Raw genomic sequence first — 20,093 nt, forward strand, 5'->3', positions numbered from 1 at the left:
AATCGCCACTGTTTTGATAGACACCATTGAGTGGCCGCTTCTGGCCGATTTCTGCCGTTCGTGAAGGTCAGCATCCGACAAACTTGATTCCCAGAGTTAAACCCCCTGTACCCGGTACACAACCGAATCATATTTCTCCGCAATCCGCCTCTCCATGACCACTCCCCCCAAAGCTTCGGCAATACGTCGACTCGCACAATTCTGCGTCGCAACAGGATAGATAAAGTGCTTTGCCGCCACCCGCTTGCTAGCCCACTGAACAACCGCCCGCACCGCTTCACCACCAAAGCCCAGCCCGTGTTTATCTTCACGGATCCAGATGCCCAACTCCGGTGTTTCACTGCCGGTATGGTGCAGCCCGACCAATCCGGTAAAACGAGCATTCACCCGCTCTCTGATCGTAAACACAATGTCGCTGCCATCCGCTATCGCAGGCAGCCACCGCCCCCAGACTTGCGCGTACTCTTCCAGTGAGGCAGGCGGTTCCCTGGACATGTAGCGAGTCAGAGACGCGGTGATACAAGCGAAGGACTCAACAGCGTCCTGCTCACAGAAGGGCTCGATGCTCAGGCGTTGCGAGAGAATGCGGATTGGGTGGGTGTCCACTGGCATTGCAATTTCCTTCCTGGGGGCCGTTACTCCATTTATGCCGTGAACATACCATGCGGGTCGCTTCATCAGTATCCGGCTCCCTATACTGGGGCCCCAGGATGGTAGTTGGAGCACACAATATGCCCGTCGCACCCAATCAAAATTCCCCGATCATTTTGGTCCCAGTTCAACAAAGCGACTTGGATAATCTGGTAGCCATTCGAATTGAGGCCATGCGCGAAAGTCTGGAGCGTGTTGGGCGGTTTGATCCGGTCCGTGCGCGGGAGCGGTTTCTTGGCGGCTTTGAAGCTCGCAATACACACTACATCGAGGCAGCTGGAGAGCGGGTAGGTTTCGTAGTGGTCAAACATCACCCCAATGAACTCTTGCTCGACCACTTGTATGTAAGGCCGAGCGCGCAAGGGTCAGGGGTAGGGTCTGCTGTTCTCACTCAGGTTTTCAAAGAGGCGGATGCGGCTGCGCTTCCTTTAAAAGTGGGTGCTCTCAAGGAAAGCGCTTCGAATCGCTTTTATACCCGCCATGGCTTCCAGTTCATCGAAAGCCGTGAATTCGACAATTATTATGTTCGTCAGCCTATTCCGGCGATTGGCCCTCATTCCGGAACCATGGGCTGACTTGCACTAGCCCTTCAGTTCACCAGCCCGATTGCTCGCCGCGTCGTCATACGCCACGTACAGCGACTCTGCAATTTGGCTTTTGATCGCCTTGGTGGCCTCCAGCCCCAGCACAAAACCCTCGGCTTTACCGCCAGCGCGGTTAAGTTCTTCATGGGTGGAGGCGCCAGTAATAGCGTCAAGCAGCTTGGCGGCGTGGGGGCCGACGCCTTTGGGGAGGGAGATCTGGTCGATGGACATTATCGCTACCTTGAAAAATGGAGTTCGGGAGCGAGTGGAACCACTGCCGGGGCTGGCATGGTAGACCTGTTTGCCATGAAAGGGGTCGCTTTACGCGCAGCGGCGCTATTCTTTGCGGCTACGCAGTGATGTGGGGCCATTGATCAATCTGGAGGGGCTTATGGAGTATTGCGTTGAGGGCTACTGCCTTCGGCCTTTGTCACGTGACGATTTCGAGAAGGTCAGCCGTTACGAACGCGTCAATCGCAGGCATCTGCAACCCTGGGAGCCGCTCAGGGACGAGGAATACTTCACCACTGGCAACGCCAGGGCCAGGGTCGAGCAGCAGGTAAACAATATGCACGCTGGCAACGCTCTGTGTTTCCTCTTGCTTGAACCCAAGAGCGGAGAGGTTCTAGCGCGGTGTAACTACACGAACATTGTGAGGGGCGTTTTTCAGGCCTGTCATCTCGGCTTCTCATTGGCGGAATCTGCCCAGGGTCGCGGCTTGATGAAAAAAACACTTCAGGTCACCAACCGTCACTGTTTTGAGCAACTGGGCCTTCACCGGATCATGGCCAATCATTTACCCCGCAATGTGCGAAGTGAGCGCCTTCTGGAGTCGCTGGGGTTTGAAAAGGAAGGACATGCGCGAGCCTATCTGAAGATTGCTGGCGTTTGGGAGGACCATACGTTGAGGTCGTTGATCAACTCTGAAGAATAAGCGCACCACCCACCCTACTCAGGAAAAAGCTGATGTCTACCGAGCCCCTCTGCCTGGTTTTTGTCCCCGCCCTTGCCGCCGTGCTGACGGCCGCCGAATCGAAAAAAGGCGCCCCCCTAAACGAAGTCGAAGTCTGCGATCTCCGCGACCAGGCCACTTGCATTGCGGTAACCTTCTCCACCGCGTTGGCGATGGAACAAGAACGGGGTTACCCGGATATCGTTGCCGAGGACTGCTGGAATGAGTGGCAACGCTTGCGTACCGCGCTTCAATCGCGCCCGCTCTGATCAGCATAGGTATCCAGACAACTCTGTAGCGCTCAACGGTAACCACGATGCGAAGCGAGCCGCTCTTGATCTTGATCTGCTTTTGATCTTGATCTCAGGCGCCCCGTTAAACCACGCTGGCCGAACGCAGGCTTGAATTCGTGGGTAACCCGGCAGGACGCCGGGTTAGCCGCCCCGCGCCATGGATGGCGCGTGGCGGCGGCCCACGGATTCAAGACTGTGTTCGGGCACACCGAGCCTAAGCGAGGTGCCGAGTGGTGGGGCAAGAGCGTTTTGCTTACTTTTGCCTGGGCCGGCATTCCGGCTTTTCAAAAGTGAGCCGCCGTCAGGGCGGAACCCTAGGTGGCCGTTACCGCAGGAATGGATATGTACACGGTATAGCTGTGTCGCCTATAAGGCCGCCTTCGCGAGCAAGCCCGCTCCCACAGTTTGATTGCGGGGTGTCCGGTAGATTGGCGTCGGCTGGCAGGCCGCCATCGCAGGCAAGCCAGCTCCCACAGTTGATCGTGGGGGGTCAGGTAGATTGGCATCGGCTGGCAGGCCGTCTTCGCAGGCAAGCCAGCTCCCACATTTGGATTTCGGAGCGTCAGATGGATATGCGCCGGCTGTCAGGCCGTCACGGGAGCAAGCTCCCTCGCCACAGATTTAGCGTCGTGCCGAAGTTGTGTAGATAGCTATGCTCTGATCAGCGCCCCAACCCACTCCCAGGACTCACGGACTTCCTTTATGCCGCCTGCCACACGCGACCACGCCCGTATCGAACGCCGTCTCATTGCAGCCCTGACCGACGCCTGCGAGATCGCAAAGGTCGAAATCCCGGGCTTCGACTGGTTGACCCACACCGTCGACTACCGCGCCTTCCCCCAAAGCCTGCGGGTGATCTGGGTGTTCGACAGTGTCGCGAGCAAGGCTCACGCCCTCGCGACCGGCGCGGACGCCCGTATGCGCGAGCTGACTACCGCCGCGCTGGTTGACGCTGACGTGCACGTCCCGAATGTCGCCCGCTGCGTCAGTTTCGACTCCGAAGAGGAATGCCACCTTCGGCATGGCGGCGATTGGCGTCGACGATTAGCCAATCTACGGGCGATCTGAAGTCGATCTTTCACGCCCCCGCTTTACACGTCAACCAGGCCCCCCAGAAAAGGCTGCTGAAGAAACGCGTCGCGTCGCCAAACCCGGCGTCGTGCAACAGTTTCTGAACCGCCGCTTCGGAATGGGGCGGGTCAGCGCCTTGAAGGATTTTGCCGAGCTTGGCCTTCACTTCGTCCGGGCTGGCTCCATGCTGACGCCACCGTTGGCCCCACGCCGCCAGCAGCAACGGCTGGCTGGCATACGCATAGTGATTGCCCGCGACGATCAGCGGTGCACCCGGTTTCAGGTGCGCCCGAATCGATTGCAGCATCCGACCCTTGGCGTCATCACCCTCCAGGTGGTGAAGCACACCGATCAAGGTGGCGGCGTCGTATGACGCATCTGCTGCCAGGTCTTCAAGCGGCCCGAGATGCAGGGTTGTTCTATCAAGCAAGTGGTTGGCCTCCAACTGCTGCCTTGCCGCGTCGAGCATCGGCTGGGAGGGATCAACCGCCATAAAGCGCCATTCCGGTTCAAGGCTGGCCATGGCGATGATCTCCTGCGCCGTACCGCCGGCACCGACCACAAGTACCTTGGCCGAAGGGGCATCGCCAAGGCTCGCCGCGAGCATGCACGCTGCCAGATCCTGGCACGCGTCATAGCCCGCCAGCGCGATACGGCTTTGTCGTGCGTACTCGTTGGCTCTTGAGGTATCGAATTTGTCAGCAGGGTTGGGTGAGGATGAGTTCAAGGCGGTTCTCCGTGGCCTTGACGCAAATTACGTTAACCGTGGCAGCAAGAAAAATTCATTAATGTTATGTGCTGCATTCCCATGGGGAATGCGGGGGCGTGCGAGTGGAGGGGTTGCAGGATCGTACAAGCCTCTGACCTGTCGCCCGGATAGTCTGGCCTTCTCATCGACAGGAAGATCCCGCATGACTCAAGCACAGCCCGTAAACCTTGCGCAAAAAGCCTCGCTCATCGACCAGCAATGGAGCCCAAGGGTGGTGGCCGAAATGAACGACTACCAGTTCAAGGTGGTGCGCATCGAGGGCGAGTTCATTTGGCACTCACACCCGGAAACCGATGAAGCGTTCCTGGTGCTCGAAGGCACGCTGCGTATCGACCTGCCGGACGGCCCGGTGTATGTGAAGCCGGGTGAGTTGTATGTGGTGCCGCGTGGCATTGAGCACAGGACGGCGGCCGAGGGAGAAGCCAGGCTGATGATGATCGAGCCGCGGGGTATCCTGAATACCGGGCATGAAGGTGGTGAGCGTACGGCGTTGAATGACCAGTGGATTTGAACGTTGAGGCGCATAGATCTGTGTGGGAGGGGGCGTACGCAAAGTTGTGTCGATACCTATCACCGCGGCCTTATCTCCTTTGAACCTGCACACTCGCAAATGTCGGCTCGTCACGCGCCTGCTCCAACGTGTTCTTGGGCCGTTCCGATACTGGGGCAGGCGTCACCGGTCGCACTGCGGCGGGCGGATGCAGGCGCATGTCCGAGCGCTCATCGCTGGGCGCTACGCCGAAGAAATCCCGGTAGCACTTGGAAAAATGCGGCGTGGACACAAAGCCGCAAATCACCGCCAGCTCGACAATCGAAATCGGCGTCTGCATCAACAACTGACGCGCACGGGTCAGGCGCAGTTTGAGGTAATAGCGCGATGGCGTGCAGTACAGGTGCTTCTGAAACATGCGCTCCAACTGGCGGCGGGACACGTGCACATAGGCGGCCAGTTGGTCGAGGTCGATGGGTTCTTCCAGGTTGGATTCCATCAGGGCGACCACTTCCTGCAGCTTGGGCTGTTGCGTGCCGAGCAGGTGCTTGAGCGGCACGCGTTGGTGGTCGCGCTCATTGCGAATGCGCTCGTACACGAACATCTGGGAAATTGCCGCCGACAGCGTATGCCCGTGATCGCGGCCGATCAGGTGCAGCATCATGTCCAGCGGCGCAGTGCCGCCGGAGCTGGTGAAGCGGTTGCCATCGAGCGTGAACACGCTGGAGCTGACCTTGACGCGGGTAAACGCCTCCTGCATCGACGCCATCAGCTCCCAATGCACGCTGCATTGGAAGCCATCGAGCAACCCCGCCTGGGCCAGTGCCCAACTGCCGGTGCACACCGCGCCGAGGCGTTTGCAGTACAAGCGCGCCTGGCTGCGCAGCCAGGCGATGAGCGCAGGGTTGATAGCCTGTTGAATGCCGACGCCGCCGCACACAATGACTGCATCGAAGCCGCGCTGGTCCTGCGCGCACGCATCCGGGGTCACCGACACGCCATCGCTGGCCCACACCGGCTGCCCGTTCAGGCTCAGGGTTTGCCAGCGGTAGAGTTCTTCGCCCGCCAATTGGTTGGCCATGCGCAGCGGCTCGACCGCACACGACAGCGATATCAGGGTGAACTGGTCCAGCAGCAAAAAGCCGATGGTCTGGCAAGCAGGTGCCTCGGTTTCCATCACCGCTACCCCGCAGGCGTGATCAGGAATGTTCCAGCGCCACCGGCTTGGGTGCCCGGTTGTGCTGGCGCGACGTGACCAGGCCGATGAAGGAAATCACCAGCGCCAGGCCAATGGTCGAGGACACTTCGGTGCGGTGCTCGGGCGTCACCATCATCACCCCCAGGGCCAGGCAGATGAACACGATCACCAGGTAAGTCAGCCACGGAAACAGCCACATGCGAAAGGTCAACTCGACGTTTTGCCGAAGCAGCAAGCGACGCATACGCAGTTGCGAGATCGCGATCACCAGGTACACCAACAACGCGATGGCGCCGGAGCTGGCGAGCAGGAACTGGAACAGACCGGCTGGCATGAAGTAGCTCAGCAACGTGACGCCCGCACCGATGATGGTGCTGGCAATCACCGCCGCCCGGGGCACGCCCGCCTTCGAGGTGATTTTAACGGCCGATGGCGCATCGCCGCGTTTGCCCAGGGAAAACAACATGCGCGAGGAAATGTAGATCGAGGAGTTCATGCAACTGGCTACCGCAATCAGTACCACCACATCGACCATGAACTTGGCATTGGGAATATTCATCAGTTCCAGTGCGCGCTGATAGGAGCCCACGGACGCCAGCAGCGGGTCGTTCCAGGGCACCACGGAAATCACGATGGAGATCGACAGCAGGTAGAACACGCCGATGCGCCAGATCACCGAGCGGGTGGCCTTGGCGATGTTCTGCGCCGGGTTGCTCGATTCGGCTGCGGCGATGGTCACCGCTTCGGTACCAATGAAACTGAACATGATGGTAATGAACGCGCCCACCACCGCCGAAAGGCCGTTGGGGGCAAAACCGCCGTGTTCTTCCATCAAGCGGCTCAAGCCGCTGGCTTCACGATCCGGGATCCAGCCCATGAGCACGCTGAAACCCAGGCCGATAAAGCCGACGATGGCAATCACCTTGGCCATGGCGAACCAGAACTCGAACTCGCCGTATTTGGCCACGCTGAACAGATTGGTGATCACCAGCAACACGATTGAAACCAAGGCGAACAGCCACGCATCGACCTGAGGGAACCACTGGTTGAGCACGTGCCCGGCGGCCAAGGCTTCGATGGGAATGACCAGCACCCAGAACCACCAGTACAACCAGCCGATGGTGAACCCGGCCCAGGGGCCAATGGCCTGGTCGGCGTAGGTGGAAAACGAGCCGGTGTCGGGGCGTGCCACCGCCATCTCCCCCAGCATACGCATGACCAGCACCACCAGCAGGCCGGAAAACAGATAAGCCAGTAAAACCGCCGGTCCCGCGGCGGCGATGGCGTGTCCGGAGCCGACAAACAACCCCGCGCCGATGATGCCGGCGATGGACAACATGGTCACGTGACGCGGCTTGAAGCCCTGCGCCAGCTGACCGTTGGAATCGTTGCAGTTGAGGCTAGTCATTGTTTTTGTTGTTCTCGGGCGGCCAATGACCCTCACCTTAAGTGCCCGAGGCCAGGCGCAAGTAGCCTGGTTACGCCGCCATCGTGTCTGATATCGACATTTGTGAGGGTGGCCCCCTGAAGTGACGAGCGTGGCGCCCTACTCTTGCGCGCTGCGTATCAACGACCCGAACAGCTCTCCACGCGGCATCTTGCTCAGCTCGATATCGGCATTTTCAAACCATTCCCGTCCGGCTTCCGGGTGAGGCCCGCTTAACACCACTACCCCACGTTCATAGGTATACCGCGCCGCCGCCACGTCACCATTGTGGTAGGTCGCGATGACCTTGTAGGGCGCCGCGGCGCTGGCTTTGGGAAAGTAAGGGCCGTCCTGGTAAAACACATGGTCAGGCTGCCCGTCCCACGTCACCCGCACGGCGGCGTCATCGATACCGGCCACTTCAAAACCGGGGCGGCCGGCTTCGGTGTCGAGCGCCTGGGGGATCAGGCCGAGGTTGTTGTCGTCGGCCAGGTAGGCGCCCATGCACAGGCCCAGGTAGCGGCCGCCGTTGGCGACGTAACCACGGATGGCTTCGGCGCGTGCATCGCCCAGGCTGTCGAGGGCGGCCGGGATGTCCTGGCCGCCACCGGGTTGCACGTAGAGGTCATAGTGCGCCAGGTTTTTTGGCGTGATGTCGATGGGTTCGTCGGCACCGACGAAGTCAATCTGGTAATTGGGGTTGAGACGCTGCAGGGCGGTTTTCATGTTTTCCGAGCAGTCCGGGCAACCTGCCGGGCCACGGTAGATGGCGACATGGGTGATGGGGCCTGCGCCGTGCACGGGTAAAGGGTGCAGCGTAGCAACGGCGAGAAACGTGGCAGCGAGGGCAGGCAGTTTCATGGGGCAGGCTCAACGCGCAGTTGAATGGGTTTGATCCAGTGATCGCAGCGCCAAGCCTATAACGATGAGCCTTTTTAATTCGTGAAGAGTTGTAAATCCACGTGGGCCATTCATCCACTCCCCAGCATCTGCCACAACGACGCGCCCACGCCGGTAATGCTCTCACCGGCGATCAGCCCCGCCGCTGCCGTGATCGCAAAGCGCTGCGTCACGCTCGGCCAGCGACAGCTCACCGCCCAGGTCATGATCGCCCCCAGGGCCATCATCAGCGACACCGACGCGGGCAACACAAACGCCAGTCCCAAGGCTGCCGCACTGGGCAGATAGCGGGCGCGATGGGTGGGTAATGTGCTGTCGAGTATGCCCAGCAGCACACCGAACAAGCTTGCAATGCCGATGGCCCAGCGGATGCTGGGGGACAGTGAGTCCAAACCGTGGGTCAGGGTTTGGGCCACGGCTTTCCAGGTGGCGACGGCCGGGGCCGGCCATTGTTCGGTGAGCAGCATGGTCTGAGGGTCAGGGATCAGCGCCAGGTACGCGAATACGCCGACGATGCTGCCGACAAAAATCCCGAGGATCTGGGCGATCACTTGCTTGTGCGGCGTCGCGCCAATCGCTTTGCCCACCTTGAAGTCGTTCATCAGGTCCGTGCACTGCCCCGCCGAACCGCCGGCGGTGTTGGCGCTCATCAGGTTGATCGGCACCTGGCCCGGCGCAACGATGCCAAAGCTCAGCTGGGACAGTTGCCCGATGGCGCCAATCGGCGGAATACCGGTCGCCCCCACCACCCGCGCCGCCACGGCAGCCAGGCAGATCGCCAAGGGAATGGTCAGCAGCGCCATCCCAAGGTTGATACCGAACAACAGCGCTTGCAGGCTCACCACCAGCGCGATCGCCAAGGCAAACCCCACGGCAGGCCCGGGCTTGGGAACCGCCCACGGCGTGCCGCCAGACGCCCGGGTCGAGCGATGCAATGCCCACAGGCGAATCGCCAGGGACGCCAAGGTGGAACACACCATCAGGCTCACCCCGGGCCACAGCAGCCATTCCACCAGCGCGGCAAATTGCGGACCGTTGCTGTCGGCGGGCAGGCTCACCAGGTCGTTGGCCAACAGCCACGGCCCCAGCCCGCCCCAGGCCAGCAAGGCACCGAGCAGCAGGGTCAGGCCTACGCGAATGCCGATAATGCCGCCGAACCCCAGCAACAGCAGCGAAGGGTCGGCGGTGAAGGTCAGGCGCTCCAACGCGGGGCTCGGCGACCAGCGCGGGAAGGCCCACATAAAGGTATCTACCCACTTGGCCGATCCGGACAACAGCGCTGCGCCGAGCAGCACTTTCAAGCGCGTGGCGGCTTCGCGGCCATGGCTGTAGATGTGCAGCAGGGTTTCCAGGGTGGCCATGCCTTCGGGAAACTTCAGCGCCTTGTCATTGAGCAATGAAGGCCGCAGGTACCACGCGATCCAGACCCCCAGGAAACTCACCGAAAACACCCAGGCGATCATCGGCAGCGCCGCCAGCTGGTTGCCCGTGAGCAGGGTATAGGCCGGGATGGGCGCGACCAGCCCGCCGGAAATGATCGACGCCGCGGCAGAGGCCACGGTCTGGTTGATATTGCTCTCGTGCAGGGTCCACGGCAGGTGCTCGCCGGCACGCCGGGCCAGGCCCTGCCAGATGCCATAGCCGATCAGCAAGGCGATGATCGACATGTTGAACGACCAGCCGATCTTCAAGCCCGCGTACACGTTGGAAGGGGTCAGCAGGATACCCAGCACGATCCCGGTGATGACTGCCCGCAGGCTCAATTCGCGTTCTACGGGGACGGTTGCCGAGGTGGAGTGCATGCAGATTCCTTTCGAGAAAAGCCAGTGCCACCTCTTAAGTGAGCGCTGGAGAACTCGAAGGTTCACCTACCGTACACGGGACTGGTTCCAAATGTGGGAGGGGGCTTGCTCCCGATAGCAGTCTGTCAGTCAGCATTTTTGTTGCTGACCCACCGCTATCGGGAGCAAGCCCCCTCCCACATTGGTCCTCCTCACGCCTGGCTATTTGGCGAACGCATATTCCCCGCCCCGCTCCACCGCCTTGCGGTAAGCCGGGCGCGCCTGGAGCTTTTTGACCCACGCCGCCAGGTTCGGGTAAGCCTGCAATTTACCCTGGGCCTGGGCCACTTCACCGATAAAGCTCATCTGGATATCTGCGCCACTGAGTTCGTCGCCCACCAGGTACGGCGTGCGCCCCAGCACGTCATTCAGGTAGCCGAGGTAGTTGACCAGTTCCGATTCAATCCGTGGATGCAACGGTGCGCCCGCTTCACCCAGCCGCCCCACATAGAGGTTGAGCATCAACGGCAGCATGGCCGAGCCTTCGGCAAAATGCAGCCATTGCACATAGCTGTCGTAGGCGTCGGTGGCCGGGTCGGGTTGCAGTTGGCCGTTGCCGTGGCGGCGGATCAGGTAGTCGATGATTGCGGCAGATTCGATCAGCACGCGGGAACCGTCTTCGATCACCGGGGATTTGCCCAGGGGGTGAATGGCCTTGAGTTCAGGTGGCGCCAGGTTGGTCTTGGCGTCGCGCTGGTAGCGTTTGATGTCGTAGGGCAGGCCCAGTTCTTCAAGCACCCACAGGATACGTTGTGAGCGGGAATTGTTGAGGTGGTGAACAGTGATCATAGCGGGCAACACCTTGGGGGATTTAGGAGAAGACTACAGGGTAGCGGTGAAGTGCCGTGAATGTGACTCAGGCGAGCAACTGATCGATCCACTTCACCTGCTGCACGATCTCCTGCACTTTCTGCTCGGGCACGGCCTGCCGCGCCTGTTCGAGGCTGGCCAGTGTCTTGCGTTTTTCGCGCACTATACGCTGCCACTTCGCCAGGAACTCCTCGCTACGCGCCTGCATTTGCAACGGGCCGAAGTACAGCTGCTCGGCGGTATAGGTGACCGCCTCGGCGCGTTCGGCGACGATGATTTCATAGTAGAAGCGGTTTTCCCGCAGCAGCTCCTCATGCAGGATCTGGTAGCCGTTCTCCATCAGCCATTGGCGCAGGGGTTGCTCGCCGCCGTTGGGTTGCAGGATCAGGCGTTCGCGGCCATTGAGGTGCGCCTTGCCGCTGTCGAGAATGTCGCGGATGGTCTCGCCGCCCATGCCGCACAGGCTGACGACAGTAATATCATCGCCCGCTTCGATTGCTGCCAAGCCATCAGCCAGGCGCACGGTGATGTGCTGCGCCAGGCCGTTATCGTTCACGGTACGGTTGGCTGCGTGAAACGGTGTAGCGGCCACTTCCCCCGCCACGGCCGCCGCAATAGCGCCTCGGTGCATCAAGGCCACCGGCAGGTAGGCGTGGTCCGAGCCGATATCGGCCAGGCGTGCGCCGGCTGGCACGTGCGCCGCCACACGCTCAAGGCGCATGGACAAGGTGTGTTGGTTCAACGGTGGTTCCTTATGAGTGCCCGGAAAATCGATCCCGGCTGTTGGTCAAGTGCAGCACCATGGCCGCCCGCGCGGCATCCGGGTCCTGGCGCTTGATGGCGTTGTAGATCGCCTCGTGCTCCAGGTTCGCCAACTGCCCCAGCTGGGCAAAGTCTGCGCCGCCGCGTTCGGCGTCCTTGACCTGGGTGCGCGGGATCATCGCACTGCCCAGGTGCAACATGATGTCGGTAAAAAAGGTATTGCCGGTGGCCTCGGCGATCAGCTGATGAAAGCGTTTGTCTTCCTCCACGCAACTGTCGTTGTTGGCCAGCGAGGCCTGGTAGTCGTCCAGCGCCTGGCGCATACGGGCCAGCTGCACGTCGCTCCTGCGCAGCGCGGCCAACGCCACGGCCTGCACCTCAAGGCCCAGGCGTAATTCGAGCATGTTGCGCACGCTGGCGACCGTGTCCACATGCAGGCGCAGGCCCGGCTGCGTGTGTTGCTCCAGCACAAAGGTGCCGATGCCGTGACGCGTCTCCACCAGCCCCGACGCCTGCAACTTGGACAAGGCTTCACGCACCACGGTGCGGCTCACTCCGTGCTCAAGCACGATGGTGGATTCAGACGGCAGTTTTTCACCGGGTTTGAGTTGCCCGAGCAGGATGCGCTGGGTCAGCGCCTCAACCACGCCCTGGGCCAGGTTGGTGGAGCGTTTACGCACAGGCGTTGGGCTTTCAATGGGCATGACTACAGGTCCGCAGGGTTGGGCAGGAGCAAGCTTATCACCCTGCCCGGAAGCACTGCCCTTTTGCTGCAAAAAACCTTTAACTTGTATGACAACACATCAAATGTTCACCAACTGCATTGCTGATCTGCTCAAAACACTCCAGACAAGCCCCGCTACGACAACCAATGAAAACGGTTAAATAACCGAACCAACTGGTCCGTCACAGTACTTATAAAAACAAATTCACTCCTCGGCGCATTGCGATTCACGGAAAATCACTTGTATGATGTCTGTCAACAAAACAGCCAAACCCGCATAAAAACAATCAGGGGGAAGTTTCAAATGGTGAGCCATTCAAGCCCAGCATCGGCCGTACCCGAAAGTGATTCAGTGCTCGCCCGCGCCGTGAGCAAAGTGAAGCGCCATGTGCTGCCACTGTTCGTGGTCATGTTCATCCTCAACTACATCGACCGGGTCAATATCGGCTTTGTGCGCACGCACATGGAGCATGACCTGGGGATCGGCGCAGCGGCCTACGGCTTCGGCGCCGGGCTGTTCTTCATCGGTTATGCGCTGTTCGAAGTGCCGTCCAACATGCTGCTGCAAAAGGTCGGCGCCCGTATCTGGCTGACCCGCATCATGTTCACCTGGGGCATCGTCGCCACGCTGATGGCGTTTATCCAGAACGAAACCCACTTCTACATCCTGCGTTTCTTGCTGGGCGTGGCGGAAGCCGGGTTCTTCCCCGGCGTGATCTATTACTTCACGCGTTGGTTGCCCGGCGTGGAGCGCGGCAAGGCCATCGCTATTTTCCTCAGTGGCTCGGCGGTGGCGTCGTTGATCTCCGGGCCGTTGTCGGGCGCGTTGTTGCAGATCGAAGGTTTTGGCTTGCACGGCTGGCAATGGATGTTCGGTATCGAGGGCCTGGCTTCGGTGGCACTGGGCTTTTTTGTGTGGTTCTGGCTGGACTCCAAGCCCCATGATGCCAAGTGGATGACCCGCGAAGAACAGGACGCCCTGGTTGACGCCATCGACCAGGAACAGCGCGAACGTGAAGCCCTGACCACGGTGAAACCGACCATCGGCAAGCTGCTCAAGGACCGCCAGATCCTGCTGTTCTGCGCTCTGTACTTCTGCATTCAACTGACGATCTATGCCGCCACCTTCTGGCTGCCGAGCATCATCAAGAAAATGGGCGACCTGAGTGATGTGCAGGTGGGTTTCTTCAACTCGATCCCCTGGCTGATCTCCATCATTGCCATGTACGCCTTTGCGTCGCTGTCGGGCAAGTTCAAGTTCCAGCAAGCCTGGGTCGCGGCGGCCCTGCTGATCGCGGCGGCCGGCATGTTCATGTCCACCACCGGCGGGCCGATATTCGCCTTCGTCGCGATCTGCTTTGCGGCCATCGGGTTCAAGTCCGCGTCGTCGCTGTTCTGGCCGATCCCCCAGGGCTACCTCGACGTGCGCATCGCCGCCGCCGTGATCGCACTGATCAACTCCATCGGCAACCTGGGCGGCTTTGTCGCGCCAACCACCTTCGGCTTTCTGGAACAAACCACCGGCTCGATCCAGGGCGGGCTGTATGGCCTGGCCGGCACCTCGGTGCTTGCGGCCATTCTGGTGTTTTTCGCCAAGACGTCGCCCTCTGTCGTGCAGACCTCACATAGCGCTGCCCCCTCAGGCGCCGCCATCAGCAAATCCCTTTGAGCGTATATAAGGACCTTGCCATGAATACCCCTGTAGTCACCCATTTCCAGGTCATCCCGGTCGCCGGCCACGACAGCATGTTGCTGAACCTCAGCGGTGCCCACGGCCCCTACTTCACGCGCAATATCGTCATCCTCAAGGACAGCAGCGGCAACACCGGCGTGGGCGAAGTGCCCGGCGGCGAGCGCATTCGTGAAACCCTTGAAGATGCACGCAGCCTGGTGATCGGTCAGCCGATTGGCCAGTACCAGCGCGTGCTTAACCAGATGCGCAGCACCTTCGCATCGCGGGACGCCGCCGGGCGCGGCCTGCAAACCTTCGACCTGCGCATTACCATTCACGCCGTCACTGCTATGGAGGCCGCTCTGCTCGACCTGCTGGGCCAGTTCCTCGAAGTGCCGGTGGCCGCCTTGCTTGGCGAAGGCCAGCAACGCGACGCGGTGAAGATGCTCGGCTACCTGTTCTATGTGGGGGATCGCAACGCCACCGACCTGGCTTACCGCAACGAGGCCGACGCCGATGATGAGTGGTTCCGCCTGCGTCATGAAAAAGCTCTGACCGCCGACGCGGTGGTGCGCCTGGCCGAAGCGGCCAAGGCCAAATATGGTTTCAACGATTTCAAGCTCAAGGGCGGCGTATTGAGTGGCGACGCCGAAATAGAAGCCGTCACCGCGCTGGCCGAACGCTTTCCCGACGCGCGCATCACCCTTGACCCAAACGGTGCCTGGTCGTTGAAAGAAGCCATCCGCCTGTGCCGCGACCAGCATCATGTGCTGGCCTACGCCGAAGACCCCTGCGGCGCAGAAAACGGCTACTCGGGCCGCGAAGTCATGGCCGAATTCCGCCGCGCCACGGGCCTTAAAACCGCTACCAACATGATCGCCACCGACTGGCGTGAAATGGGCCACGCCATCCAGCTGCAATCAGTGGACATCCCCCTCGCCGACCCGCACTTCTGGACAATGCAAGGCTCGGTGCGCGTCGCACAAATGTGCAACGAGTGGGGCCTGACCTGGGGCTCGCACTCCAACAACCACTTCGATATTTCCCTGGCGATGTTCACCCAGGTGGCTGCGGCCGCCCCGGGTGAGATCACCGCCATCGACACCCACTGGATCTGGCAGGACGGCCAGCGCCTGACCAGCGAACCGCTGAAGATTGAAGGGGGTTACGTAAAGGTGCCGGCCAAGCCGGGCCTGGGTGTGGATATCGATATGGACGCGGTGGCCAAGGCTCATGAACTGTACAAAGGCATGGGCCTTGGGGCACGAGATGACAGTGTGGCGATGCAGTTCTTGATTCCGGGTTGGGGCTTTGATAACAAGCGGCCTTGCTTGGTGCGGTGAATCGGCTTTAGGAGCGCTCAGCGCAATTTGAGCGTGACGCAAAAAATCCGATGCCCAAACAGGCATCGGATTTTAGTCAGATCAGAAGCTTAGCTGTTTGACCTCTGGCACGTCTGCCAGAGGTCTCTTTGCGCTATTGCTGACTGGCGACCTCCAGACCCGCTGCGTCCTGCTCCAGGCCAGAAAGAGCAGTGCCATTGATCAGCGGACCATAACGGCGGCTGAATTCCCAGTTGTAGGGCACGTGGTCTTTGCTGATCCCGTTGTCCCAATTCACCGACCAGGTCATCAGGCCCTTGATCGACAATCCTTTGTCGTACAAACGCTTGAAAGCATGGGTCACAGCTGCTGGGCTGGTCACATAACCGGTGGCAGCCGCATCGACGTTCGCAGGCAGGCCAATCACGAACTTGTCTGCCGGGATTTTGGTAAACCCGCGCGTTCCGCTCACCAGGCTTTCGGTCAGGTAAAACAGGAAGTCCTCCTTCATCGCGTCGTTGTTCTGGGCAATCCAGGCACCGTTGCCGTTGTTGACCTCCTGCACCCAGATCCCGTCGCCACCCTGGTTGTAATACTGTGGGGCGATGAAGTCGTAATAGCCTTCCAGCGCCTGGATGTACCCGACGTATTTGCCGGCGGTGGTGAGGTAGGGAAACTCCGGCGCCATGCTGATAATGAAGTGTTTGCCTTGACCGGCGTAGTGGTCCTTGACCAATTTCAACGCGGCGGGCAGGACAGTCTTGTTGTCGGCGAAATCAATCGCGCTCTGTTCAAGATCGATATCCAGGCCATCAAAGCCATAGGTTTCCACCAGGCGGATAATCTCGTTGGCCAGTGGCTGTTCGTTGCCTTTATGCAGTTCGATGTGTGCATCGGCGCCGCCAAGGGAAATCAGCACCGCCCTGCCCTGGCTGTTCAGCACGCCCACCTGGCGACGGAACTCGGCGTCGGACAGGTTGTACGGTTTGAAGGTCGGGATACCGTTGCCCTTCATGAAGGCCACGGCCACCACGTTGTAATCCCTTGGTACGTCCGCCAGGCTCATATTGGCGAACTGGCCACGCTGGTAGCCATCGCTCGGGCCGGCAGGCCAGTTGTGCCAGAAGCCCATGAGGATCTTTTTGCCGGCAATGCTGGGCATCAGCGAAGCGGCATCGTTGAGTGGCGATTGCAGTGAGGTAAAGTCGATATTTGACATGTTCTAATCCTTCAGAACCTGTGGGTTTAATGATGCGGGCTTATTTGAAGTCCACGTCGAAGGCTTGATAGAAGGCGTTGCCGGTGTTGGCGACGATCCACATCAATACGATCACATGCTGGCCCTTTTTGTTGGCCGGCAGTTTCACTTCATGATTGACCTTGGCCTTCAGTTCGCCTGCATGGCTGTAGTACGGCACCTGGGTATAGAAGTCTTCAGCGAACGGCTGGGTTTCCAGTTGTGCGCGGGTGATGCGTTGTTTCGGATCCCAGCCATCCTTGGTGATCAGCCAGCGATAGCCACGGGTGGTGTGCGGCGCGGTGTATGCCCAGGTGACCTTGAAGGTCTGACCCGGCTCGACATTGAGCAACGGCCAGGTGAAGGCGCGGCCGAGTTTCTTGGCCATTTCCTCGTGGGTGAAGTTGACGCAGTCACGCGCATCGGTCTTGCCACCGCTGAGGATGAAGCCGTCGGCTGGTGGAGTGACGCTGTCACTGTCGGTTTGATAAGGCGCCGGGAACGGACCGGCCATCAGTGCCGGGAAGTTTTTGCCGCCTTCCATTTCATTGACCTGCCAGGTCTCCAGCAGGCCCAGATCCACGGCGACTGCACCACGGCTGGAAGGGGATGTGACACGACCATGGCGAAGCGGTGTCTGGGTTTGTGGTTTGTTCATTTTGTGACTCCATTGATTTGATTAAGAACTCTCCTTTCTTGAAGGAGAGGACCTCAACCTAACGGAGTCGCTTTTTTTTGCCACTGGCCCATTTTTCACTCATTTTCGTTTCATGAGCGCGCCGACTCGAAAACACTGGATATATAACCAGTGTTATGGGAATAACCTTACGCTGCTAGAGGTGGATTTCCTACAAGACCAGGCGCACATCAACTCAGCTTCTTTCGTAAATCGCATCATCCCTTCGTAAGAGATAGCCCTCTGTGGACAAAAAGGGACGTCTCTATTTTCAATCAAATAAACCGTCCCCCTTTTGGGTCCATCAGGTTTTGCCGGTGACGGCCGTTTTTTTAATTGTGGTCGCGGCAATCGGTTGCACCGTCAGTTCCACCCCCAATGCCAACATCAGCTTCTGGACCGTCTCATAACGCGTCTTTGAGCCGCCTTTCAGGGTTTTATACAAGCTCTCCCGATTCACCCCCGCCGCTTCGGCAACCTTGTTCACACCCTGGGCCTTGGCAACCTCGGCCAGCGCTTTCATAAGGACTTGCGGATCATGGCACGCCATGCTTTGCGCAAGATAAGCACTGATGGTTTCCGGGCTATCAAGGAAGCGTGAAGCCTCATAGGCGCTGGTGCCGGATGTATCCAGCTCGAGGATCGGCATGTCCTCTGATTTGAATGTCGACTTACTCATGTCATTGACCTCTCAGGGCATCGAGAATCTCTTTTGCCCGCTTGATTCCTCGTTTCTGGTCGGTTTTATCGCTCCCCCACAGCATCAGGTAAGCGGTGATGCCCGTGCGCACAAAGTAAATCCTGTATCCGGGCCCGACAAACACACGCATTTCACTCATGCCATTGCCTACAGGCTGGCAATCGCCAAAATTGTTTTCTTCGGCTCGATCCAGGCGGATCAGTACAGCCGTTTTTCCCCACACATCCCTCATTCCGTCGAGCCATGTATCGAACTCGGGCGTCCTGCCAATCGTATTGATCACAGAGTCACTTGTAGCCTACTGGCTACTCCTTGTAGATGCCAGTGAATTTTTAATGTCGGTGAGCACCGCAAGAAAAAATCCTAGTCCAGCCGCCGCGCAGGCAGCCGAGCAATACTATTAGCGCTTGTGTACCTTGCATCCAGAGCAGCTGATCAGGCATTGAGCCGAGGGCAGCGCCAGCCGAAAAGGGAGGGCCAATCAACACCTATCAATGTGGGAGGGGGCTTGCTCCCGATAGCGGTGTATTTGCCATTGAGAGGTTGGCTGACCTGCCGCAATCGGGAGCAAGCCCCCTCCCACATTTGCACTGCGTTGTTGTTGAGGCAGCATTTTTGCGCACAACGTCGACCCGCGACTTTCTTTGGTATTAAGTAAACCGGGGCAGACACTATTAAGATGTCGCCCGAGCCCACCACCCTATCGTCACAGCGGGCTCTACCCTCCCACCCCGACATCGGAAGCGCTCTGCATGAAGCTACCTGAGATCAGTACATTCATCGCTCAATGGCCCTCCCTTGGCGTGACGCAGCCTGCCGCTTGGCGGGTGTCTCAAGACTGCGAAAACCAGGTTCTGGCCTTGCTGTCACGCCTCGGCACGGGCTACCGGCGCCACGGAGACTGTGCCATCCACGAAAGCGCCATTGTCGAAGAAGGTGCGGTGTTGAAAGGTCCGATCATCATCGGCGAAGGAGCATTTGTAGCAGCGGGAGCCTACCTGCGTGGCGGCGTTTATCTGGGCAGCCATTGCATTGTGGGCCCAAGCTGCGAACTGAAAAGCACCTTCATGCTGGCCGCAAGCAAGCTGGCACACTTCAACTTTGTCGGCGATTCATTGATTGGCGAAGGGGTAAATATTGAAGCCGGTGCAATCATCGCCAATTACCGGAATGAGTTGGATGGGGCGGATATCCAGATCCGCTACGCAGACAATGTGATCGACACAGGGGTGAACAAATTTGGTGCCCTGGTAGGCGACGGCTGCAAAATCGGCGCGAATGCCGTCATTGCTCCAGGCGCAATATTAGAGCCAAACAGTCGTGTTCCGCGTTTGGGGTTGATTGACCAGTTCGCCTACGAGTAGCGATAGCCTGTAGACATGTCCTACAGCGCGCTGCACCACCTTGCTCCGTTGCCTACAGTTGCGTCAGAATCCGCCGGCTTGTGCGCTTGGGTGGGCGTCTCTAAGGTGGCTCGGTCGCTGACAACTCAGTGATCGGGTTTAGTAGCCCGAGGGTCAATTACACTTAGTGCATGAGCTTCATCTATCAGACGTTCCTGTCTGTGCCTGATGGTGGCTGTGCGTAGGGCACCTTCGGGTGCGCCGGCTTTGTGTAATTCCCCGGTCTACTAACCTGCGTACAGCTGCCACCCTTTCGTTTAGTAGCGAAACGGTGTCGGCCCCACTCAGGAATTACGCATATGTACAAAATCACGCCTAACCCTCCAAACGATCCAAACCTCAAGCTTGATCAGGCATCCCTTAACACCCACGCCGAACCACCTCCCTCACCGCTGTTCAACGTTGCCGACGACGCCAGCAACGAAATGCTCATCGCCAACAGCTACGAAACCTTTTCCTCGGTGACAGCGTTATTGCTTGACCTGTCGGATGAACTGTCAGGCAAACAGCGCGATGTCGCGCTGGCGATTCATCAGCTGAGTGAATTGGGGGTTTTGTTGGTGGACAAATTGATGGCGAGGGAAAGTGCTTCAACGGTTAGCTAGTCTTGCA

The 20,093-nt window shown here is 59.3% G+C and carries 22 protein-coding genes and 1 pseudogene; 9 read left to right on the forward strand and 14 right to left on the reverse strand.

The window, feature by feature from the left end; translation table 11 throughout:
• Window positions 1–96: 96 nt before the first annotated feature.
• On the reverse strand, window positions 97–612 hold the full coding sequence (locus IH404_RS19220) for a GNAT family N-acetyltransferase (RefSeq protein ID WP_194438784.1): 516 nt from the start codon (window positions 610–612) through the stop codon (window positions 97–99).
• Window positions 613–731: 119 nt separating this feature from the next.
• Here IH404_RS19220 and IH404_RS19225 point away from each other — a divergent pair, with 119 nt between their 5' ends.
• A complete protein-coding gene (locus IH404_RS19225; RefSeq protein WP_194438785.1) occupies window positions 732–1,226 on the forward strand; it encodes a GNAT family N-acetyltransferase in 495 nt (164 codons plus the stop codon).
• Between the two features lie 6 nt (window positions 1,227–1,232).
• Here IH404_RS19225 and IH404_RS19230 read toward each other — a convergent pair whose 3' ends face one another.
• Window positions 1,233–1,466 carry a hypothetical protein gene (locus IH404_RS19230; protein ID WP_003192651.1) on the reverse strand — a complete coding sequence of 78 codons (234 nt, stop codon included), beginning with the start codon at window positions 1,464–1,466 and terminating at the stop codon, window positions 1,233–1,235.
• A 160-nt stretch (window positions 1,467–1,626) separates the two neighbouring features.
• On the opposite strand from IH404_RS19230, the gene IH404_RS19235 reads away from it, so the two are divergent.
• The 3 genes from IH404_RS19235 (at window position 1,627) to IH404_RS19245 (ending at window position 3,548) form a co-directional block, all read left to right on the forward strand.
• A complete protein-coding gene (locus tag IH404_RS19235) occupies window positions 1,627–2,169 on the forward strand; it encodes a GNAT family N-acetyltransferase (RefSeq protein ID WP_005789824.1) in 543 nt (180 codons plus the stop codon).
• Between the two features lie 32 nt (window positions 2,170–2,201).
• Window positions 2,202–2,456 carry a hypothetical protein gene (locus IH404_RS19240; protein WP_005789826.1) on the forward strand — a complete coding sequence of 85 codons (255 nt, stop codon included), beginning with the start codon at window positions 2,202–2,204 and terminating at the stop codon, window positions 2,454–2,456.
• Window positions 2,457–3,182: 726 nt separating this feature from the next.
• Entirely contained in the window at window positions 3,183–3,548 is a 366-nt protein-coding gene (locus tag IH404_RS19245) for a hypothetical protein (protein ID WP_005789830.1), read from the forward strand.
• A 10-nt stretch (window positions 3,549–3,558) separates the two neighbouring features.
• On the opposite strand, the gene IH404_RS19250 is transcribed toward IH404_RS19245, so the two are convergent.
• Window positions 3,559–4,278 carry a class I SAM-dependent methyltransferase gene (locus IH404_RS19250; RefSeq protein WP_005789832.1) on the reverse strand — a complete coding sequence of 240 codons (720 nt, stop codon included), beginning with the start codon at window positions 4,276–4,278 and terminating at the stop codon, window positions 3,559–3,561.
• A 184-nt stretch (window positions 4,279–4,462) separates the two neighbouring features.
• Between IH404_RS19250 and IH404_RS19255 the strand changes: the two genes are divergently transcribed.
• Window positions 4,463–4,831, forward strand: a complete 369-nt coding sequence (locus IH404_RS19255) for a cupin domain-containing protein (protein ID WP_005789834.1) — start codon at window positions 4,463–4,465, stop codon at window positions 4,829–4,831.
• 70 nt (window positions 4,832–4,901) lie between these two features.
• Here IH404_RS19255 and IH404_RS19260 read toward each other — a convergent pair whose 3' ends face one another.
• From IH404_RS19260 to IH404_RS19290, 7 genes are all read right to left on the reverse strand, one after another.
• Window positions 4,902–5,987: a GlxA family transcriptional regulator gene (locus IH404_RS19260; RefSeq protein WP_194438786.1), complete on the reverse strand. Its 1,086-nt coding sequence runs from the start codon at window positions 5,985–5,987 to the stop codon at window positions 4,902–4,904.
• A gap of 22 nt (window positions 5,988–6,009) precedes the next feature.
• On the reverse strand, window positions 6,010–7,416 hold the full coding sequence (locus IH404_RS19265) for an amino acid permease (protein ID WP_005789837.1): 1,407 nt from the start codon (window positions 7,414–7,416) through the stop codon (window positions 6,010–6,012).
• A gap of 138 nt (window positions 7,417–7,554) precedes the next feature.
• Window positions 7,555–8,295 (reverse strand): BPL-N domain-containing protein, encoded by a 741-nt coding sequence (locus tag IH404_RS19270; RefSeq protein WP_194438787.1) that lies wholly within the window; start codon window positions 8,293–8,295, stop codon window positions 7,555–7,557.
• A 110-nt stretch (window positions 8,296–8,405) separates the two neighbouring features.
• A complete protein-coding gene (locus tag IH404_RS19275) occupies window positions 8,406–10,136 on the reverse strand; it encodes an OPT family oligopeptide transporter (protein WP_194438788.1) in 1,731 nt (576 codons plus the stop codon).
• Window positions 10,137–10,337: 201 nt separating this feature from the next.
• Window positions 10,338–10,964: a glutathione S-transferase gene (locus tag IH404_RS19280; protein ID WP_005789842.1), complete on the reverse strand. Its 627-nt coding sequence runs from the start codon at window positions 10,962–10,964 to the stop codon at window positions 10,338–10,340.
• A gap of 67 nt (window positions 10,965–11,031) precedes the next feature.
• Entirely contained in the window at window positions 11,032–11,727 is a 696-nt protein-coding gene (locus IH404_RS19285) for a tRNA (adenine(22)-N(1))-methyltransferase TrmK (protein ID WP_005789844.1), read from the reverse strand.
• Between the two features lie 10 nt (window positions 11,728–11,737).
• Window positions 11,738–12,451 carry a FadR/GntR family transcriptional regulator gene (locus tag IH404_RS19290; RefSeq protein ID WP_005789846.1) on the reverse strand — a complete coding sequence of 238 codons (714 nt, stop codon included), beginning with the start codon at window positions 12,449–12,451 and terminating at the stop codon, window positions 11,738–11,740.
• A 327-nt stretch (window positions 12,452–12,778) separates the two neighbouring features.
• On the opposite strand from IH404_RS19290, the gene IH404_RS19295 reads away from it, so the two are divergent.
• Complete coding sequence (locus IH404_RS19295; protein ID WP_005789849.1) at window positions 12,779–14,140, forward strand: MFS transporter; 1,362 nt, start codon at window positions 12,779–12,781, stop codon at window positions 14,138–14,140.
• A gap of 20 nt (window positions 14,141–14,160) precedes the next feature.
• The gene (gudD, locus tag IH404_RS19300) at window positions 14,161–15,486 is read left to right on the forward strand and encodes a glucarate dehydratase (RefSeq protein WP_194438789.1); all 1,326 of its coding nucleotides are present in this window, start codon (window positions 14,161–14,163) and stop codon (window positions 15,484–15,486) included.
• Between the two features lie 196 nt (window positions 15,487–15,682).
• Here the strand turns inward: gudD and IH404_RS19305 are convergent.
• From IH404_RS19305 to IH404_RS19320, 4 genes and pseudogenes are all read right to left on the reverse strand, one after another.
• A pseudogene (locus IH404_RS19305) lies at window positions 15,683–16,684 on the reverse strand (chitinase); the annotation flags it as partial.
• Window positions 16,685–16,724: 40 nt separating this feature from the next.
• Window positions 16,725–17,360, reverse strand: a complete 636-nt coding sequence (locus tag IH404_RS19310) for a lytic polysaccharide monooxygenase auxiliary activity family 9 protein (protein WP_005789853.1) — start codon at window positions 17,358–17,360, stop codon at window positions 16,725–16,727.
• Between the two features lie 322 nt (window positions 17,361–17,682).
• Window positions 17,683–18,057, reverse strand: a complete 375-nt coding sequence (locus IH404_RS19315) for an addiction module antidote protein (RefSeq protein WP_194438793.1) — start codon at window positions 18,055–18,057, stop codon at window positions 17,683–17,685.
• A gap of 1 nt (window position 18,058) precedes the next feature.
• Window positions 18,059–18,361 (reverse strand): type II toxin-antitoxin system RelE/ParE family toxin, encoded by a 303-nt coding sequence (locus tag IH404_RS19320; RefSeq protein WP_005789857.1) that lies wholly within the window; start codon window positions 18,359–18,361, stop codon window positions 18,059–18,061.
• Window positions 18,362–18,830: 469 nt separating this feature from the next.
• Between IH404_RS19320 and IH404_RS19325 the strand changes: the two genes are divergently transcribed.
• Together IH404_RS19325 and IH404_RS19330 are read left to right on the forward strand one after the other, a co-directional pair.
• Window positions 18,831–19,442 (forward strand): transferase, encoded by a 612-nt coding sequence (locus IH404_RS19325; RefSeq protein WP_194438794.1) that lies wholly within the window; start codon window positions 18,831–18,833, stop codon window positions 19,440–19,442.
• Window positions 19,443–19,780: 338 nt separating this feature from the next.
• Entirely contained in the window at window positions 19,781–20,086 is a 306-nt protein-coding gene (locus tag IH404_RS19330; protein WP_194438796.1) for a DUF6124 family protein, read from the forward strand.
• Window positions 20,087–20,093: the final 7 nt, after the last annotated feature.

It is taken from the genome of Pseudomonas sp. OST1909, from assembly GCF_015277575.1.
Taxonomy (GTDB): domain Bacteria; phylum Pseudomonadota; class Gammaproteobacteria; order Pseudomonadales; family Pseudomonadaceae; genus Aquipseudomonas; species Aquipseudomonas synxantha_A.

Bases quoted from the DNA above. Each gene is read 5' to 3' on its own strand.
- IH404_RS19220 (WP_194438784.1), bottom strand. From the start codon at position 612: ATGCCAGTGGACACCCACCCAATCCGCATTCTCTCGCAACGCCTGAGC.
- IH404_RS19225 (WP_194438785.1), top strand. From the start codon at position 732: ATGCCCGTCGCACCCAATCAAAATTCCCCGATCATTTTGGTCCCAGTT.
- IH404_RS19230 (WP_003192651.1), bottom strand. From the start codon at position 1,466: ATGTCCATCGACCAGATCTCCCTCCCCAAAGGCGTCGGCCCCCACGCC.
- IH404_RS19235 (WP_005789824.1), top strand. From the start codon at position 1,627: ATGGAGTATTGCGTTGAGGGCTACTGCCTTCGGCCTTTGTCACGTGAC.
- IH404_RS19240 (WP_005789826.1), top strand. From the start codon at position 2,202: ATGTCTACCGAGCCCCTCTGCCTGGTTTTTGTCCCCGCCCTTGCCGCC.
- IH404_RS19245 (WP_005789830.1), top strand. From the start codon at position 3,183: ATGCCGCCTGCCACACGCGACCACGCCCGTATCGAACGCCGTCTCATT.
- IH404_RS19255 (WP_005789834.1), top strand. From the start codon at position 4,463: ATGACTCAAGCACAGCCCGTAAACCTTGCGCAAAAAGCCTCGCTCATC.
- IH404_RS19260 (WP_194438786.1), bottom strand. From the start codon at position 5,987: ATGGAAACCGAGGCACCTGCTTGCCAGACCATCGGCTTTTTGCTGCTG.
- IH404_RS19265 (WP_005789837.1), bottom strand. From the start codon at position 7,416: ATGACTAGCCTCAACTGCAACGATTCCAACGGTCAGCTGGCGCAGGGC.
- IH404_RS19270 (WP_194438787.1), bottom strand. From the start codon at position 8,295: ATGAAACTGCCTGCCCTCGCTGCCACGTTTCTCGCCGTTGCTACGCTG.
- IH404_RS19275 (WP_194438788.1), bottom strand. From the start codon at position 10,136: ATGCACTCCACCTCGGCAACCGTCCCCGTAGAACGCGAATTGAGCCTG.
- IH404_RS19280 (WP_005789842.1), bottom strand. From the start codon at position 10,964: ATGATCACTGTTCACCACCTCAACAATTCCCGCTCACAACGTATCCTG.
- IH404_RS19290 (WP_005789846.1), bottom strand. From the start codon at position 12,451: ATGCCCATTGAAAGCCCAACGCCTGTGCGTAAACGCTCCACCAACCTG.
- gudD (WP_194438789.1), top strand. From the start codon at position 14,161: ATGAATACCCCTGTAGTCACCCATTTCCAGGTCATCCCGGTCGCCGGC.
- IH404_RS19310 (WP_005789853.1), bottom strand. From the start codon at position 17,360: ATGAACAAACCACAAACCCAGACACCGCTTCGCCATGGTCGTGTCACA.
- IH404_RS19315 (WP_194438793.1), bottom strand. From the start codon at position 18,057: ATGAGTAAGTCGACATTCAAATCAGAGGACATGCCGATCCTCGAGCTG.
- IH404_RS19325 (WP_194438794.1), top strand. From the start codon at position 18,831: ATGAAGCTACCTGAGATCAGTACATTCATCGCTCAATGGCCCTCCCTT.
- IH404_RS19330 (WP_194438796.1), top strand. From the start codon at position 19,781: ATGTACAAAATCACGCCTAACCCTCCAAACGATCCAAACCTCAAGCTT.